The sequence below is a fragment of the Sulfurimonas sp. HSL3-1 genome, assembly GCF_039645995.1.
Taxonomy (GTDB): Bacteria; Campylobacterota; Campylobacteria; order Campylobacterales; family Sulfurimonadaceae; genus Thiomicrolovo; species Thiomicrolovo diazotrophicus.
The window spans coordinates 2,036,997-2,052,700 of sequence record NZ_CP147920.1; the positions used below are offsets into that span (position 1 = coordinate 2,036,997).

Here is a 15,704-nt window from a genome sequence, read left to right on the forward strand (position 1 = left end):
CACTCCCTCGTACATGTTGTTCTTGGCCGCAGTATAGCCGCTCAAGGTTCAGCTCCGCCCCGCTCTCAGGAAACGGCAGCGTTTAAAAAGATTGATTTAAGCGCAGGCGGGGCTTAGGATGCGGCTTTCTCTTTGGCGATCGCATCGAGCACGCCGTTAATGAACTTGGGAGACTGTTCCGTCCCGAAGGCTTTGGCCACCTCGATCGCCTCGTTGATCACGACGGCGGAGTCCAGATCGCTGTGAAGTGCCTCGTAGGCTCCCAGGCGGAGTGTCGCCCGTTCAATGGAGCCCAGACGGTCGAAATCCCACTCCTTGAGGTGTTTGACGATTGCTTCGTCCACCTCTTCCAGATGCGCCATGACCCCGTCAAAGAGCGTCAGGGCAAAATCTTTCTGCTTGTTGCGGATCTTCTTCTCTTCGAGGATCTCGTCGGTATGGTCCGCGATCGCCCCATTACCGAGGTCATAGGCATACAGCAGGCTGACGACCGCCATGCGTGCGTGGTGACGTGTCGCCATTACGCCTGGATCTCCGCGTACAGGTTCAGCATCTCGATGACCGTGGTCATCGCTTCGAAACCTTTGTTCCCCGCTTTCGTACCGGCCCGTTCGATTGCCTGTTCGATCGTATCGGTCGTCAACAGGCCGAACGCAACCGGCTTGGCGTACTTGAGCGACACCGTCGCAATCCCCTTGGTTGCCTCTGCAGAGACATAATCAAAGTGCGGTGTCGCCCCGCGGATCACGGCACCCAGCGCACAGACGGCATCGTACTTGCCGGTGGCAAGCAGGCGTTCCGTCGCCATCGGCAGTTCAAACGCGCCCGGGACCAGGACAAGGTCCAGCTCCGCCTCGTTACCGCCGTGGCGTGCATAGGCGTCTTTGGCACCTTCGACCAGGCGGTCGGTGATCAGGTGGTTGAAACGTGCCGCGATAATGGCAACTTTTTTGTCCGTGGGGACTTGCAGTTTTCCCTCGATTACTTGCATCTTTCTTTCTCCTTGTTTTACTTTCTGCTGTGCCGCTTCGCCTAACGGCTGCAGGCCTCGATAGCGAGCAGCGTCTCCGTCAGCTGCTTCAGCCCTTCGAGCGTGACCATGTTCGGGCCGTCGCTCAGGGCGCACGAAGGGTCGAAGTGGGTTTCAAAGAAGAAACCGTCGACGCCGACGGCGGCCGCCGCTTTTGAGAGGTAGGGCACCATCGAGCTGTCACCGCCGGTCTTTCCGCCGCCGCTGCCGGGCATCTGTACCGAGTGTGTCGCATCGAAAACGACCGGAGCGAACTCACGCATGATCACCGGGGAACGCATGTCAACGACGAGGTTGCCGTAGCCGAAACTCGAACCGCGTTCGGTAAGAAGCACCTTGTGCTTTTTGGCGTTTTCATACCCCACCTCATCGCAGCCGCGGGTCTTAAGCACTTTGAGGACGGAATAGCGCATATCCGCGGGGTTCATGAACTGTCCCTTCTTGATGTTGACGATACGGTCCGTTTTTGCCGCGGCGACGAGCAGGTCTGTCTGGCGGCAGAGAAACGCCGGGATCTGGATGATGTCCGCGACTTCCGCCGTCGGCGCCACCTGGTAGGACTCATGGACATCGGTGACGATCTTGTAGCCGAAGTGCTCTTTCACCTTCTGCAGCAATCGGAGCCCCTCTTCCATTCCCGGCCCGCGGTAGCTCTCAAGGGAGGTGCGGTTGGCCTTGTCGAAACTCGCCTTGAAATAGAAATCGAACCGCGCATCCTCATGGTAGGGCTGCAACGCCTCGGCGATACGGAAAAGGGATGCTTCGCTCTCGATGACGCAGGGACCCGCCATTAAAATCATTCGATACTCCCGTTACCCTCGACCATCGCCTTTGATTCGACCGGCCGCATCTGCGGGGAGACGACCCGCTCTTTGTATTTGCTGTTCCCGACGGCATCGTCAAAATCATCGACTGCCTGCTCGCGGAACTCCGTCAGGGAGTGGCCTGTTTCATGCGAGTAGACGATATATCCCAAAACAACGAGGACAATAACCATCGTTTTCTTGGCGTTTGTCTGCCACTGCATGTACGCCAGAATCAACAAGACGACGATTGTCGCCGGATAAAGCCATGATGCGTCCATGATGTACCCTTTTGTGTGCCACGGCCGTGTCGCCGAAAATTAATAGGATTATACCAGAGGTTGTTAACAAATCCGGTATTGCGTTGCCGCCATAAGGCACACGGCTACCGCGACGCCTTGATCGTTTCATAAGCAGCATTGATCTGCTGCATCTTCCGCGTGGCCTCGGCCATATACGCTTCATCCGCCCCTTTGGCTTTCATAAGATCGGGATGGTACTGCTTCACCAAAGCACGGTACTTCTTCTTGATACTCTCCATCGCTTCGCCCTCTTCCGCGCCCAGCAGCGTGTAGGCCTCTTGCAGACTGGTGCGGGTCGGCCCCGCTTTGTAGATCTGCGCGAACTGGGCCATGATCGCCTCGACCTGTTCCGGGGCGATCTGCAAAAACACCGCGATCTTCGTCAGCAGATTCTCTTCGCTTCGGCTGAGTTCCCCGTCGACAAAGGCGAGATTGACGAGAAACGAGAACATCCCCAGACGCTGCTGAGGGTGGCGCACCGTTGCATAGGCGAGCCGCTGCGCGATCGCCTCGGCATTGAAGCGCTGCTCCTTTTCACGGTTGAAGATCGCCTTGAGCTCTTCACGGACAATCTGCGGATCGGGGAAACTGTTCGCGATGTCCGTAAAGGTGTTGCCGATCAGCTCCGCCTCCAGGGTATCGACCCGGCCGTCGGCCTTGGCCACCTTCGCCATCAGTGCGACAAAGAGCCCCAGTTCGGAGTTGCGTACGGCCTCGGGGGTGATCGTCCTTCCTCCCGCTGCTTCTGCGCGGTACTGGTAGCGTCCGTAGCTTCTGAAAACCCAGATAAGGAAGAGCCCCACAAACAGGTAAAAAATCAGTGATCCCATACGTTATCTCCCTCCATATCGATCTCGATGCCGACGATCCGCTCACACGGCACGATGCGCGTCTTTCCGGGCGCGCTGACTACAAAGAACCACCGGCTCTCCGCCATCAGTGCCTCGTCATACTCTCCCGTGCGTTTGACATCTTCGGTCTCCATCCGGCGCAGAACAACGCCGACAGTAAATCCCTGACGGTAGGCATCGGCCGCCGTATCGATATCCGCGAACTCCACCCGGTCGGCGGTGCGGACAAGGCGGCAACGGTTTCGGCGGGCCCAGCCGCGTATACCGAACCAGAGTACCCCCATCCCCAGAAGTGCCGCGCCCCCGGCCGCCGCCGTATAGGTGAAGGTGACGGCTGCGACAAGGATCGTCAACGCTCCCCATGCCACAAGCGCCGCCTCGTCGGTTTTTTCGAAAGCGATGACCCGGAATGCCAGTACGATCGTCCGCAGATACTGCAGCCACGCCAGCACTTTAGCCATCGAAACGGTCCCAGAAAAATTCGATCCACTCCGTCGCTTCCCGGCAGCTGAAATCGGGCTGCTCGCAGGCCGTGGGCTTGGACCACGGCGCGGCGCATTTGATCGCACTCTGCGGATAGCGCTCCCGAAGGTAGGCCTTCACCTGCTGCAGGGTTTTGCCCGAGTCAACAATGTCGTCGACGATCAGGATCCGCCGGAAAGTCCCGTCGGGGCAATCCCCGTCGACGGTGACCGTATCGCGCTGGGAATCATCGTCGTATGACGCCACCCGCAGCAGGCCGATATTACGGACATCCAGCCCGTAGCCGAGCAGTTGCGCCCCCATCATGCCGCCGCGCGCAAGCGCCACGATCATATCCGGCGCATAGGCACGGCAGGCGGGCAGCAGGGAACGCATGTCCGCTTCGAAAGCCTCATAGCTGTAATAATACATGGCCGCATTATACCACTAAAGCCCCCCTTTACCCATGCATTGCTACCATGACGAAAAGGGAGTTTTATGCGCTTGGATCTCTTGTTTCTTTTAACCGTCACCCTCCTCTTTTCGGGCTGCCTGACACCGACTACCCCCGAAGTCCCCGCCTGGGTCGAGCACCCGCCGCCGCCGACGGCGACCACGCTCTACGGTGTCTCCGTGGCCGAAAGCAAAGAGGCCGCGTATGTCTCCGCCCTCGGCAGTATCGCCTCCACCATGCTCAAGGGTGCGGAACCGCTCCTTGAGCAGCGCGTCCGGGACGTCAATGAGCGCAGCCAGGCTTCTGCCGCGATGCGCACGGTGCTCCAGGAGATCGACTATCCTGGCGTTGCCGTCAAAGAAGAGGCGGAGATGGGAGAGGACCATGCGGTCTTGATCACCATGCCGCGCAGCATCTTCGCGGCACAGATCGATGCCCGCCTCAAAGTGCACCGCCAAACGATCGAAGCGCACCTGCCTCCTGAAGACGCCCCTCTTTTCACGCAGTTGGGCAGATTGGGCGCCGCCCATGAAGAGAAACCGATGCTGCTGGCGGAGGTACTGCTCCTCGAAACGGCCGACCCGGCTGCCGACACGAAACCCTACTACGCGTTTGCAGAAAAGACGGACGCAGCGTACAACGCCCTGAAATTCGGTGTGGCCCTCAGCGTCATCAGCGATGCGGAGGCGATCGTCTACGTTGATACCGTGGAACAGGCTCTGCGCTCCGAAGGGATGACACCGACGGGCAACCGTATCGGTCTGCTTCTGCTGCATGCCGACAGCCAACAGGAACGGCGTAACGGACTCTTTAACGTGACCATGCGCGTCCGACTCGAATCCGTCGCGAAGGGCGAGCGGATTGCGCAAAACGAGTTTTTCCTCGAAGCCGTCTCGCCACAGAGTTTCAGCGACGCCAAACGCCGCACCGCAGAAGCGCTCAAAACACGTCTGCGGGAGCGGGGCCTGTTCCGTACACTCGGGTTTTAGTACCCGCCGGCGCCGTTTACTCCTCCGTAAAATAGCGTTCGCGTTCGGGCTCATCTGCCCGAAGACGGTTGAACGCCTCGTCGTTTCCGCTGCTTCGTGCGCTGTTCAGCGCTTTGCGCCACTCCCGCCAGGCCTGCATGTAAGCGACCCTGGACCGCTGCCGGCTCACACGCCGTTCTGCCGCGACCATGCGGTTATAGCTCCGCTCCTCTTCCGTAAGCGCAGGCACATCCGTGGACACGTCCGAAAGGATCTGCTCCGGCAAGACGCCTTTTGCCTGCGGGGGCGACGGCGCTACCGTCTCATACGAGGTCGGCACGGCGAGTCTCCCGTCCACCGGGGCGTTCGGAAGGCCCTCCATCCGTCCCGCTGCCAAGAAGGCAAAAGCTATCACACCTGAGGCCAAAACGATCCAGCGCATAGCTGCCCCCCTCTAGCTCGTCGGGTCGCCGTCGCAGTCCCAGTCTTTCGGGTCCAGCGGTCTTTCTGTCGCCCCGGGGTAGATCAGTTCGTTCGTGTCGTCGCAGTCCGGGGACCAGTCTTGGGTATAGAAGCCGTCACCGTCACTGTCGGTGCCGATCGGGACCAGGGCCGGAGCATACCAGGTCGTGGACGACCCGTTCTCCGACGTCACCTCAAGGTAATAGGTCTGCGTCGTCGCGATTCCCCCGGCATCCGGCGTACTCATCTCGATGATCCCCCCCGGGCCTTTCGAATCGGTTATCCCCAGTGCCGCCCCGCCGTTATCGAGCAGTGCGGTCTGTAGCCCCGCGGGCCCCTGGGAATAATCCACGACATAGGCCGCAGCGTGCGGCGGGAGCGTCACCTTGTAGTAGTCGGTGTCGTTTCCCGGATCGATCGTATGCGCCAGGGTGTAGAGCGCGCTCTGATAGATGATCTCGCCGATGGCGCTTTTGGTGCTGTAGATCGTTGTCGCGCCTCCCAGCGTTCCGTCCGGCTCGAAACCGTCGGTGCCACTCGGAGCATCCGCCCCCGAACAATCTTCATCGATCCCGTTACCGGCAATTTCGTTTGCGTACGGGTAGACGGCGTTATTGCTGTCATTGCAGTCATAGGTAGCGGAGTAACCGTCGTTATCACTGTCGACAAAAAGCCGCACGCCGAGCTGATAGCTGGCCATATCGTAGGCATAATAGGAGTAGACATGGATCAGGTAGTTCCCCGTTTCCGTAATCGTAATCTGATCGATATTGCTGTCAAAGGAGAGGAAATTGTCATTCGACGCTACCAGCGTCACCCCGTCGGCTTTGTAGAGTTCGATCACGGTATCGGCCGTATAGTTCAGGTTCGTCGCGAAGAGTTCGTAGGTTTTGCCCGATACCAAGGCAACCTTCACCCAGTCTTCGTCTCCCTGGGGATAGATCGTGCGCGTTTGCAGTCCCCCGACGAGGATACTGCTGGGTTGGTCTTTTGTATTGTCGCCGGCGCTGCCTTCAAATCCGTCGGCGGCCGTCGGGAAGGCGGCGGCGATGACAACTCCACCGCCGCCGCCTCCGCCGCTGCTTGCATCGGCTGTGTCGCTCTTGACCTTGCAGCCTCCGGCCATCAGTGCGATCGCCGCAAGCAGAACGATTCCTTTCTCTTTCATGGTTTTCATCACTCCCTCCTTCTTATGCTTAACAGGGAAAAACGTGAATTAAAACCATCTTACAACGCGCCGCCTTTCGCTTCACGGCGGAGAAAATAACTAGCTGTTAAAATTCAAATGCATTAAATAATCACAAAAAATAGTTTTTTTTGAAAAAAATTATTCCTGACCAAAACTCAGCGCCTTGGGGTGGACGAAAGCAAGGTTTGCCCAGTTCACGCGCGGCTGTTTCAGAATCAGACTGTGGGGCGAGATCGCCCGCGAGAGGGCGACGTAGAACTGCGAGGGGGCGAAGATCTCCGTCGTGTCGATGACCAGATCGCCGATACTCATCCCCTGGGACTTGTGAATGGTAATGGCGAATGCGAGGACGATCGGGAACTGGTAGAGGGTAAACTGCGGCACCTCGACCATCTGCTTCTCCTTCTCGACCGTGCGCTCTTCCCAACGGCTTTTCTCCGTGCCGACGCGTTCGAGTTTGACGACCATACCGTCCTCTTTGCGGATGTGGACACTGTCCTGTTCAAGCCGCACGACGATACCCCGCTGACCATTCACGTAGTTCCAGCTGTTGCGCGTGAAAAGCACCGGCACACCCACCTTCAGCTCCAGCACTTCCGGGATGCGGGCATCCGCCATAAAACGCTCCACCTCCCGCTGCTGCGTTTTGGCATCGTGGCAGACGCTTTGGGTTTCAAAGGCGTAGAGGTCCCCCTCGACCGCATCAAGCTGCTCGCGGTTGTGCTCGAAGGCTGAACGGTTCGTCCCGTAGAGAAAGGTGTATCGCGAGAGGTCATCCCCCGTCGGTTTGATCAGCTCATGCAGGTAGCAGTGCTCTTCCTCCGTGACCCGGGCATGCCGTACGGCGTTCAGGACACCGTTGAATTCGGCATCCTCACTGCGCCAGTTGTGCGTCAGCGTCACCGTCTCAAAGGCGAACTGTTCCCAGCTTGGGGCTTCGAAGGCGAAACGGATCGTGCCTTTTGTGACCGGCGGAAGCTGCAGAAAATCCCCCACGGCCAGGAGCGCGCCGTCAAACCCGCACTGCAGCAGGCGCAGCCGCACCATATCGAGCACTTCGGCACTCACCATCGAGATCTCGTCAATGACAACGAGGTCCATCGCACGCACCAGTTTGACGATCTTCTTTTTGGGGATGAGCTTCCCCCGGCGTTCGAGGTCGGTTTCGCTGTCGGCGATGCCCAGGTCGAAAAAACTGTGCAGGGTCTGTCCGCCGATCAGGGCCGCCGCCATGCCCGTCGAAGCGAGCTTGGCGACTTTTTTCCCTTCGGCGCCGTAGGCGGCGATGATCTGGCGCGTCAGGGTCGTTTTGCCGGTGCCGGCCCCGCCGGTGAGAAAAAGGTTCTGTCCGGATTGCAGGGTATCCAGCAGCGTAGAGAGAGAGGTCGTTTCCATGGGTACGGGCCGCTCCGGCCCCGGGAGGGCTTAGGCGGCCGGTGCGCGGCCGAGGCTGATCTTGGTCCCTTTGAACTCGAGGATCTCGACGTCGATGTCGTCCCCCTCGCTCAGGACATCGGAAACGTTGCGCACGTGCGAATCGGAGATTTTGGAGATGTGCAGCAGGCCGTCGACGCCGCCGGGCAGTTCGATGAAGGCGCCGAAATCGACGATCTTCTTGACCCGCCCCTTGACGATGTCACCGACGTGGTACTCGGGTTTTTCCATCTTCGGTACGGAGACGATCTGCTCGATATGCTCGCGCGCCCCCTTGACCCCTTCGCGGTTCTTGCCCGTCACCTTCACGTTGCCGGCTTTCTTGTCGATATCAATCGCGACCTCGAACTTTTCGATGATCTCTCTGATCGTCTTGCCCGCCTGGCCGATGACATCGGCGACACGGTCGGGATCGATGCTGAAGAAATCGCTGCCGGGCAGTTCCTCGCTCAGTTCGATCTTGTTCTCGGCGTCGGCCATAATATCGATGATGTGGGCGCGTCCCGCCTTCGCCTGATAGAGGGCCGTTTTGAGCAGTTCCAGGGAGATTCCGCCGAGCTTGATGTCCATCTGCAGCGCCGTGATCCCCTCTTTGGAGCCCGCGACCTTGAAGTCCATATCCCCGTCGTGGTCCTCAAGACCGGTAATGTCGGTCAGGACCATGTGCAGGTCCCCCTCGCTGACCAGCCCCATCGCCACGCCGGCGATCGGATCGGCCGTATCAAGGTCCGCCGCTTTGAGCGCCATGTAACCGCCGCAGACGGTCGCCATGGAGGAGGAGCCGTTGGACTCGAGAATCTCGGAGACGAGACGGACCGTCTGTCCCGGGGCTTCCAGGACCGGTTCGAGGGCACGCTTGGCAAGGTTGCCGTGTCCGAGCTCCCGGCGGCGCGGCGGCTGGACCGGTGACGCCTCCCCGACGCTGAAGCCCGGGAAGTTATAGTGCACCATAAAGCTCTCGTACTGCGCCGAACTGTCGGTAAGCTCCTCATACATCTGGGCGTCTTTGTTGCCGCCGATGGTCAGTGTCACCAGCGCCTGGGTCTGCCCCCGGGTAAAGAGGCAGGAGGAGTGGACGGAGGGAAGCACGTTGGTCAGGATGCTGATCGGGCGTACTTCGTCGAGGCGGCGGCCGTCGGCGCGGGTCTGCGTCTGCAGGACCTGCGTGCGGACCGTCTCGCGCTTGACCGCTTCGATCGCTTTTTTGAGGGCGTGCTCGTCAAACTCCGGTTCCGCGTCGAGGATCTTTTTACGCAGATTGCGCAGGGCCGTGGAGCGCTCGGTGCGCGCCATTTGAGCGATGGCCGCGGCGATATCGTCGCTGTGGTGTTCTCTGACGTACGCCATCAGATGCTCGTCCGGCTCCGCGGCGATGCAGGTCAGCTTGAAGGTCTCTTTCTTGAACGGAGCGAACGCCTTTGCATAGGAGCTGTTTGCCGTCGCCAGCAGCTGCTGGGCTTCGGAAAGCAGGACGATGAAATCATCCTCGCCCATCGCGTTGCTGCGGTAGCGGGCGATGGTCTCGGCGGCGAGCGCCGGATCGACGAGAGGATCGACCATCATCGTGTCGAGCAGCTCCGTCTCCACCGAACCCTGGACCCGCATCTCGATCATCAGCAGGTCCGACTCCGTTCCCGCGAGGAAAAGGTCCAGGGTGCTGTTTTTAAGCTGCGGCAGCGTCGGGTTGAATAAGACCTCGCCGTCGACCTTCGCCACGCGGACGGCGCTGACGGGGATGTCGATGTCGATGTCGGAGACATACAGGGCCGCCGAAGCGGCGTTGAGGCCGAGCACCTGCAGGTCGGCATCTTCATCCGCGCTGAGGACCATCACGGTAATCTGGACCGGGTTGGCGAAGCCTTTGGGGAAGAGCGGACGCAGGGAGCGGTCGATGATGCGCGAGGTCAGCGTTTCGAAATCGCTCGGTTTGGCCTCGCGTTTGATGAACCCGCCCGGGATCTTGCCAGCGGCGTACGCCTTCTCGATGTACTGCACCGTCAGCGGCAGAAACCCCTCTTCGACGAATTCGGTCTCGTCGATGACAACGGTGGCCAGGACAACCGTGTTGCCGGCCTTGAGCCACGCGCTTCCGTTTGCCTGTCGGGCCACGCTTGTAAGCGCATACTCTTCCGTTCTATTCTCGACGGCTACCAGTACATCATAATCCATTTAGTCCCCTAGTATCTTAATAATCATTTCATCCGAAACATCTTCTAGTTCTGAATAATAACATGATGTTTCTATATAATCCTCCAGCACGTGCGGGCAAAAGAGCGCATCGCAGAGCGGTTCGACGGCCGCATAGACCTCTTTGGGCATCACCGGTGCACAGGCATAGAGGGCATCGGGCGAGCGCGAAAGGACGGTTTTAATCGCGCACATCAGCTTCAATCCGCTCTCCGCCCCCTGATCGACAAGGAGGACTTTTTTGCCGCGCAGGGTTGTGAGCGGGCGCCCTTTGCGGTAGTGGTAGATCCGGGAGAGGATCTTCTCTTCGTGCTTGCGGTGCGCCTCGCCGTAGACGTAGTCGTACTGGATGCCGAAGGCCTTGACGAGGTCGTCGTTGATCACGATCTCCTCGGTCTCGCTCACCCTCCCCAGTTCGCACTGCGGGTTCTGGGGCGCCGTGATCGATTCGCCCAGCAGCCAATCGACCTTGAGCTTCATCCGGACGTTGAGCTCCTGGCACAGTGCGATGCCTCCCTCCGAAAGCGCGATCAAAATCCACGATTCGCGCTGCATCTGCGGCAGCGGCAGCAGCTCATTCAGCGCCGAAACGGCCGCTTTTCTATCTTCAAACAGTTTCATCACGAACCATCCAATGCATCACTGAGTTTGTAGTTGACCTCGGTCCCCCCGATCGGACGGAGTTCGATGGTGAAATAGACATACTTCTCCAGCAGCGAGTCGGCCTGGGCGTTGGTCAGGATCGGTCGGTTGTTCTCGACATAACGCATCCCGAATTTCCAACAGCGCTTCGTGTAGTCGAAGCCGATCTCGGAGAACTTCTTCACATTCGCCTCCAGGTCATAGGCGTACCGGCCGAAATAGCGATAGTGGTCATTATAGCGATATGCGGCGTCAAAGGTCAGGTAATTGACCCGCTGCGTCCCGTTGACGTCGGGCTGGTCTTCGTAGAGGTCCATCGCACCGACGTTGAGCGCGCCGTCGCTGTAGCGGATCCCGTTGAGCATCTTCGAGACCCGGTGGTTGTCATAGTTGTAAAAAACATCCGAATAGAGAGAGACTTCCGGGGTCACCTGCCAGTCCAGCTCGTTTTCCAGCTCGCTGAGCTGATCTTGGTTCCGGTCGAAGGAGAGGCGCTGCGAAAGACGGTGGTAGAGCACCTGTTCGCCCACGTCATTGACGAAGAACTGGCTGAACTTCAGATCCAGCGCCTCTTCGATCTCGTTGACGGCATAAAAGTCGCATTCGGGATAGAGCGCCGCATCGCTCCCGCTGCAGAGTGACTGCTGGGTTTTGTAGTAGCCCGTCGCGTCATCAACACCGGCCTTGGTATAGGCAAGGTCCAATCCGGCCGTGTGGCTGAAGCCCTCAAACGCTTTTGTCACCTGCGTCCCCGCATTGAAGACATGGTAGATCCGCCCGAAAAGCCCGGTCTCGTACTCGCCCCCCGCCGGAATGGCCGACACGGTCGTCGGCTCGTTTCCGAAGGTGATGTATTTTCCGTTCAGCCTCGCACTGTAGGAGAGCAGCAGGTAATCCTCCAGCGCAGAGGTCTGCAGCGTCACGGGGAGGTCCACCTCTCCTTCGACCGCACGCATCCCCGTTTCGCGGAAGATATTGTTACCGCGAAGATCGAAAGTGTAGTAGACGTGCTCATCGAGGAAGGTGTTGATATAGCGGTGGTAACGGAGGATCGGCAGGTTCTGCGGGGTATCTGCATTGCTCTGTTTGTTCAGGTCGAGATAGTAGCGGAGGTTCATGCCGTAATAGGCATCCTCTTCATTGTAAAAGAGGTTCACCCGCGAGAGCACCTGGTTGGAGGTGGCGTAGTTCACGGTATCGTTGGACGAGAGGTTGATATAGTCGATATCGTTCATCCAGCTAATGTCGGCATAGAGCCCCGACTGCCCGGGGAGGTCCAGCCCCAGCCAGCGCTGCAGCACCGCCGTATTGGTATAAAAGAAGTCGAAACCGTAATGGTTCGAATTGGCCAGGTCGTAGGTATCGACATAGGAGGACTTCTCCTGGAAATAGCCCGCCTGGACCATCCCCTCCGAGACGTTCGAATCGACAAAGCGGAACTTCCCGTAAACCCCCTCGCCCCGCTCCGTGCGCAGCTGCGGACGCAGCTCCACGTCCCAGGAGGGATCGATCGCAATATAGACGGGCTGTTCGACAAAGAACCCTTCCGTACTGGAGACACCGAAGGAGGGCACCAGCAGACCGCTGCGGCGGCGGTTGTCGAGGGAGTAGCCGAAATAGGGGAAGTAAAAGACGGGAATGCCGTAGATCTTGAGGTAGGCGTTATAGACGTTCATCCAGCGCGATTCGCTGTCGAAATCGGCGCTGGAGAAGTAAAGCACCCAGAAGGGATCGTTGGGATCGCAGCCCGAGACCATCCCGTCTTCGACCGTGAAGTCCTTGTCCTCCGCCCCCGAACGCGAGGAGCTCATCCAGACATTCGTATGGCGGTCGAGCATGAAAAAGGGGGAGAACTCCCGGCTCTTTTTGGCGATATCGAGCTTGGCATAATCCCCCATCGCGAAATACTCCGACCCCTGCATGGCGACGATATTTCCGAAGAGCTCCAACGTACTGCTGTTGCGGTCGAAATAGGCCTCGTTGGCACTCAGATAGTAGCTTTTGTACAGAACGAGGACGTCCCCGCTCGCATGGACGACGCTGAGGTTCGAATCGAGCCGGGTCGCGAAGAATTCGATCTGCTCTTCCGCCCGCAGCGCGGACAATACAAAAAGAAGAAGGAGCAGGAACCTAGGCATTGACGACAACGGTGCGCGCAGTGCGGTCATGCCACGCCTGGTTATTGGGGTCGAACATCGCCCAGATGAAGCCGAGGTAGAAGATGATCTCGCTGAGGATGCGGAAGACGGCGCGGTTGAATGCCGGCAGCCAGCCCGGGATCCCCCCGTCCTCAATCGCCACGACGCGGATACGCATCGCCATCTTTCCGAGCGACGCACCGTAGAGGGCGACAAAGAGCGTCTGGTAGAAGACCTTCATCCCCAGGTATTCCAGGGCGTAGGCGTTGGTCACAAAGAGGAAAGTCTCCATATCCTTGGCTTGGGAAATAGGCCCCCAGAGCATAATCGTAAAAAGCAGACTCAGCAGGAGTTCGTCGATCAGGAACGCCAGGGCGCGCTTCGGGATGGAGGCGAGTTGCAGTTCATGCCGATGCAGCAGCGTTTCGATCGTCTCGTTCACGGGTTAGAGGGCCTGGTAAGCGATATCGGTCCGCAGTTTTTTCCCGGCGAAGTGCACCTGGCCGCAGAGAAGGTAGGCGCGGTCGCGGGCTTCGCGGATACTCTTGCCCGTCCCGACGCAGACAAGGACCCGCCCGCCCGTCGCGAAGAGCTTGCCGTCACTTTCGCTGACACCGGCGTAGGCGATATGCGAATGTTCGGCCAGTTCGGTGTGGACGATCTCATCGACGACGATCTCCGCCGGCTCGCTGCTGCTGTAGGGGTAGTCGCGGCTCGCCATGACGACGCCGACGGCGTATTCGTCTTTGAACTTCACGTCAAGCGTATCGAGCTGCTTCGTCGCGGCCTTGTAGAAGAGTTCGCTCGCCGGGGAGCTGAGCAGCGGCATCAGGATCTCGCACTCCGGGTCGCCGAAACGGACGTTGAACTCCAGGGTGATCGGTTCGCCGTTCACGATCATCAGGCCGATGAAGAGCACCCCCTCGAAGGGTGCGCCTTCCGCCTGCATCCCGTCGAGCGTCGGGCGGACGATGTGTTCCTTGACCTTCTCGTAGATTTCATCGTTGACGAGCGGCGTCGGCGCATAGGCCCCCATGCCGCCCGTGTTCGGTCCCTGGTCGCCGTCAAGGAGGCGCTTATGGTCCTGTGCCGCCTGCAGCAGGATAAAATCTTCGCCGTCGCAGATGGCGAACATGGAGAGTTCGTAGCCGTCAAGGAACTCCTCGATGACGACCTTTTTGCCCGCGTCGCCGAAGGAAGCGCCGCTAAGCATCTCCGAAGCGGCCTTTTTCGCCTCGTCGTGACTCATAGCGATGATAACACCCTTGCCCGCGCAGAGCCCGTCTGCCTTGACGACGACCGGCGTCGGCAGGGTCTCGATGAACTTGAAGGCCGTCTCGATGTGGTCCGTCTCGATATAGCGGGCCGTCGGGATGCCGTACTTGGCGAGGAAGTTCTTCATATAGACCTTGGAGCCCTCGAGCTGTGCCGCCGCTTTGGAGGGACCGAAGATCGTCAGCCCCTTCGCTTTGAAGATGTCGACAACGCCTTCGGTGAGGGGCGCCTCCGGTCCGACGATGGTGAGGTCGATACTGTTGGCAATCGCGAAATCCGCCAGCGCATCATACCCCTTGATCGCAACGTTTTCGCCCAGCATCGGCGTCGCCCCGTTGCCCGGTGCGAAATAGAGCTTCTCTACCGCTTCATCCTCTGCCAGTACACGCCCGATCGCATATTCGCGCCCGCCGCTGCCGATAACCATTACATTCATTCTTTTGCCGATCCTTCTTGCTGTTTTCATTCAAAAAGACGGCATCTTCTTGAATGAAAGCGGCATCTAAACCCGGGCGGCCGTTCCGCAAGATAGCTTTGGTTCTCAAAGCCAAAATAATACGGACTGAGGGCTTCCTCAGGCGGCAGTCTCTCAGGCTTGCGCCTTCAAGCGAGATCACCGGCACACAGAAGCGGCTACACCGTCCATAAAGTAGATATGTAGAACCCCCTGAAATGCGAGAGCTCGCACCGCTCAGGCTTAGAAGACAATTATAGCCGATACGCCATAAAGAGGGGCTAAAAAACGGGAGGTTTCCCCCCTACTCGTTGATGCGTTCTTTGATTGTTTTGGCGATGCGACTGCAGTGGTTGATCTTTTCGGACAGCGAGAGGTCTTCGCGCAGCAGCACGTTGATGAACGCCGAACCGACGATGACGCCGTCGACCCCCTCCGCTTTCGCTTTCGCCGTCTCTTCGTTGACGCCGAAACCGACGTAGACAGGCGTCTGCGTATGGCGGCGGATCGAGGCGACGACCTCGCCGAGGTCTTCGCTTTTACCCGCACCGGTGATACCGGCGTAGGCAACGAGGTAGATGAACTTCTGCGCAGCGCTGACCACGGTTTTCACCCGGGCATCCGTATCCGTCGGTGCGACGAAGGCGATGTTGCTGATACGGTGCTGGGCGAAAGCATCGGCGTAGAGAACCGCCTCTTCATGCGGCAGGTCCGGGACGATCAAACCGCTGACACCGAGATCGTTCGCCTCGCGAAGGACCTTCTCCATCCCGAACTGGTAGAAAGGGTTGAAGTAGCCCATCCAGAGGGTATCGACGCGGGGCGCCACGGCGCGGGAGACGTCCATGACGTCTTTGAAGCGGAACCCGTTCTCCAGGGCGACGTAGTTAGCCGCCTCGATCACCGGTCCGTCGGCGACGGGATCGGAGAAGGGGATACCCAGCTCCAGCGAATCGACACCGCTCTCTCCCATCGAGAGCGCGAGGTCGATCGTAAAATCTTTGTCGGGATAGCCCGTCGTAATGTAGCCCACCAGTTGTTTTTCCACCAATT

At 59.0% G+C, this 15,704-nt stretch carries 17 protein-coding genes; 1 reads left to right on the top strand and 16 read right to left on the bottom strand.

Annotated features, from left to right (window positions below; all coding sequences use genetic code 11):
- Positions 1-113: 113 nt before the first annotated feature.
- The 7 genes from nusB to WCY31_RS10470 all read right to left on the bottom strand — a co-directional run bounded on the left by nusB (position 114) and on the right by WCY31_RS10470 (position 3,880).
- Positions 114-521 (bottom strand): transcription antitermination factor NusB, encoded by a 408-nt coding sequence (nusB, locus tag WCY31_RS10440; protein ID WP_231019044.1) that lies wholly within the window; start codon positions 519-521, stop codon positions 114-116.
- The gene (gene ribH, locus WCY31_RS10445) at positions 521-991 is read right to left on the bottom strand and encodes a 6,7-dimethyl-8-ribityllumazine synthase (protein WP_345972325.1); all 471 of its coding nucleotides are present in this window, start codon (positions 989-991) and stop codon (positions 521-523) included. Before ribH ends, nusB begins: the two co-directional genes overlap by 1 nt.
- Before the next feature lie 41 nt (positions 992-1,032).
- Positions 1,033-1,830, bottom strand: a complete 798-nt coding sequence (gene kdsA / locus WCY31_RS10450; RefSeq protein WP_345972326.1) for a 3-deoxy-8-phosphooctulonate synthase — start codon at positions 1,828-1,830, stop codon at positions 1,033-1,035.
- Positions 1,827-2,114 carry a hypothetical protein gene (locus WCY31_RS10455; protein ID WP_345972327.1) on the bottom strand — a complete coding sequence of 96 codons (288 nt, stop codon included), beginning with the start codon at positions 2,112-2,114 and terminating at the stop codon, positions 1,827-1,829. The genes kdsA and WCY31_RS10455 overlap by 4 nt, the downstream gene beginning before the upstream one ends.
- A gap of 104 nt (positions 2,115-2,218) precedes the next feature.
- Positions 2,219-2,965, bottom strand: coding sequence for a TerB family tellurite resistance protein (locus WCY31_RS10460; protein WP_345972328.1), 747 nt, complete (start codon positions 2,963-2,965; stop codon positions 2,219-2,221).
- Positions 2,953-3,447: a hypothetical protein gene (locus WCY31_RS10465; protein WP_345972329.1), complete on the bottom strand. Its 495-nt coding sequence runs from the start codon at positions 3,445-3,447 to the stop codon at positions 2,953-2,955. The genes WCY31_RS10460 and WCY31_RS10465 overlap by 13 nt, the downstream gene beginning before the upstream one ends.
- On the bottom strand, positions 3,440-3,880 hold the full coding sequence (locus WCY31_RS10470) for a phosphoribosyltransferase (RefSeq protein ID WP_345972331.1): 441 nt from the start codon (positions 3,878-3,880) through the stop codon (positions 3,440-3,442). Before WCY31_RS10470 ends, WCY31_RS10465 begins: the two co-directional genes overlap by 8 nt.
- A 66-nt stretch (positions 3,881-3,946) precedes the next feature.
- Between WCY31_RS10470 and WCY31_RS10475 the strand changes: the two genes are divergently transcribed.
- Positions 3,947-4,891: a hypothetical protein gene (locus tag WCY31_RS10475; RefSeq protein WP_345972333.1), complete on the top strand. Its 945-nt coding sequence runs from the start codon at positions 3,947-3,949 to the stop codon at positions 4,889-4,891.
- A 16-nt stretch (positions 4,892-4,907) separates the two neighbouring features.
- On the opposite strand, the gene WCY31_RS10480 is transcribed toward WCY31_RS10475, so the two are convergent.
- The 9 genes from WCY31_RS10480 to trpA all read right to left on the bottom strand — a co-directional run bounded on the left by WCY31_RS10480 (position 4,908) and on the right by trpA (position 15,699).
- A complete protein-coding gene (locus WCY31_RS10480) occupies positions 4,908-5,312 on the bottom strand; it encodes a hypothetical protein (RefSeq protein ID WP_345972335.1) in 405 nt (134 codons plus the stop codon).
- 12 nt (positions 5,313-5,324) lie between these two features.
- Positions 5,325-6,509, bottom strand: a complete 1,185-nt coding sequence (locus WCY31_RS10485; protein WP_345972336.1) for a putative metal-binding motif-containing protein — start codon at positions 6,507-6,509, stop codon at positions 5,325-5,327.
- 150 nt (positions 6,510-6,659) lie between these two features.
- Complete coding sequence (locus WCY31_RS10490; protein WP_345972337.1) at positions 6,660-7,916, bottom strand: ATP-dependent DNA helicase; 1,257 nt, start codon at positions 7,914-7,916, stop codon at positions 6,660-6,662.
- 30 nt (positions 7,917-7,946) lie between these two features.
- The gene (locus WCY31_RS10495) at positions 7,947-10,124 is read right to left on the bottom strand and encodes a polyribonucleotide nucleotidyltransferase (RefSeq protein ID WP_345972338.1); all 2,178 of its coding nucleotides are present in this window, start codon (positions 10,122-10,124) and stop codon (positions 7,947-7,949) included.
- A complete protein-coding gene (locus WCY31_RS10500) occupies positions 10,125-10,763 on the bottom strand; it encodes a phosphoribosyltransferase (protein ID WP_231019057.1) in 639 nt (212 codons plus the stop codon).
- Positions 10,763-12,952, bottom strand: coding sequence for an LPS-assembly protein LptD (locus WCY31_RS10505; RefSeq protein ID WP_345972339.1), 2,190 nt, complete (start codon positions 12,950-12,952; stop codon positions 10,763-10,765). The genes WCY31_RS10500 and WCY31_RS10505 overlap by 1 nt, the downstream gene beginning before the upstream one ends.
- On the bottom strand, positions 12,915-13,364 hold the full coding sequence (locus WCY31_RS10510; RefSeq protein ID WP_345969768.1) for an RDD family protein: 450 nt from the start codon (positions 13,362-13,364) through the stop codon (positions 12,915-12,917). The genes WCY31_RS10505 and WCY31_RS10510 overlap by 38 nt, the downstream gene beginning before the upstream one ends.
- 3 nt (positions 13,365-13,367) lie before the next feature.
- The gene (gene purD / locus WCY31_RS10515) at positions 13,368-14,633 is read right to left on the bottom strand and encodes a phosphoribosylamine--glycine ligase (RefSeq protein WP_345972340.1); all 1,266 of its coding nucleotides are present in this window, start codon (positions 14,631-14,633) and stop codon (positions 13,368-13,370) included.
- A 322-nt stretch (positions 14,634-14,955) separates the two neighbouring features.
- Positions 14,956-15,699 carry a tryptophan synthase subunit alpha gene (gene trpA, locus WCY31_RS10520; protein ID WP_345972341.1) on the bottom strand — a complete coding sequence of 248 codons (744 nt, stop codon included), beginning with the start codon at positions 15,697-15,699 and terminating at the stop codon, positions 14,956-14,958.
- Positions 15,700-15,704: the final 5 nt, after the last annotated feature.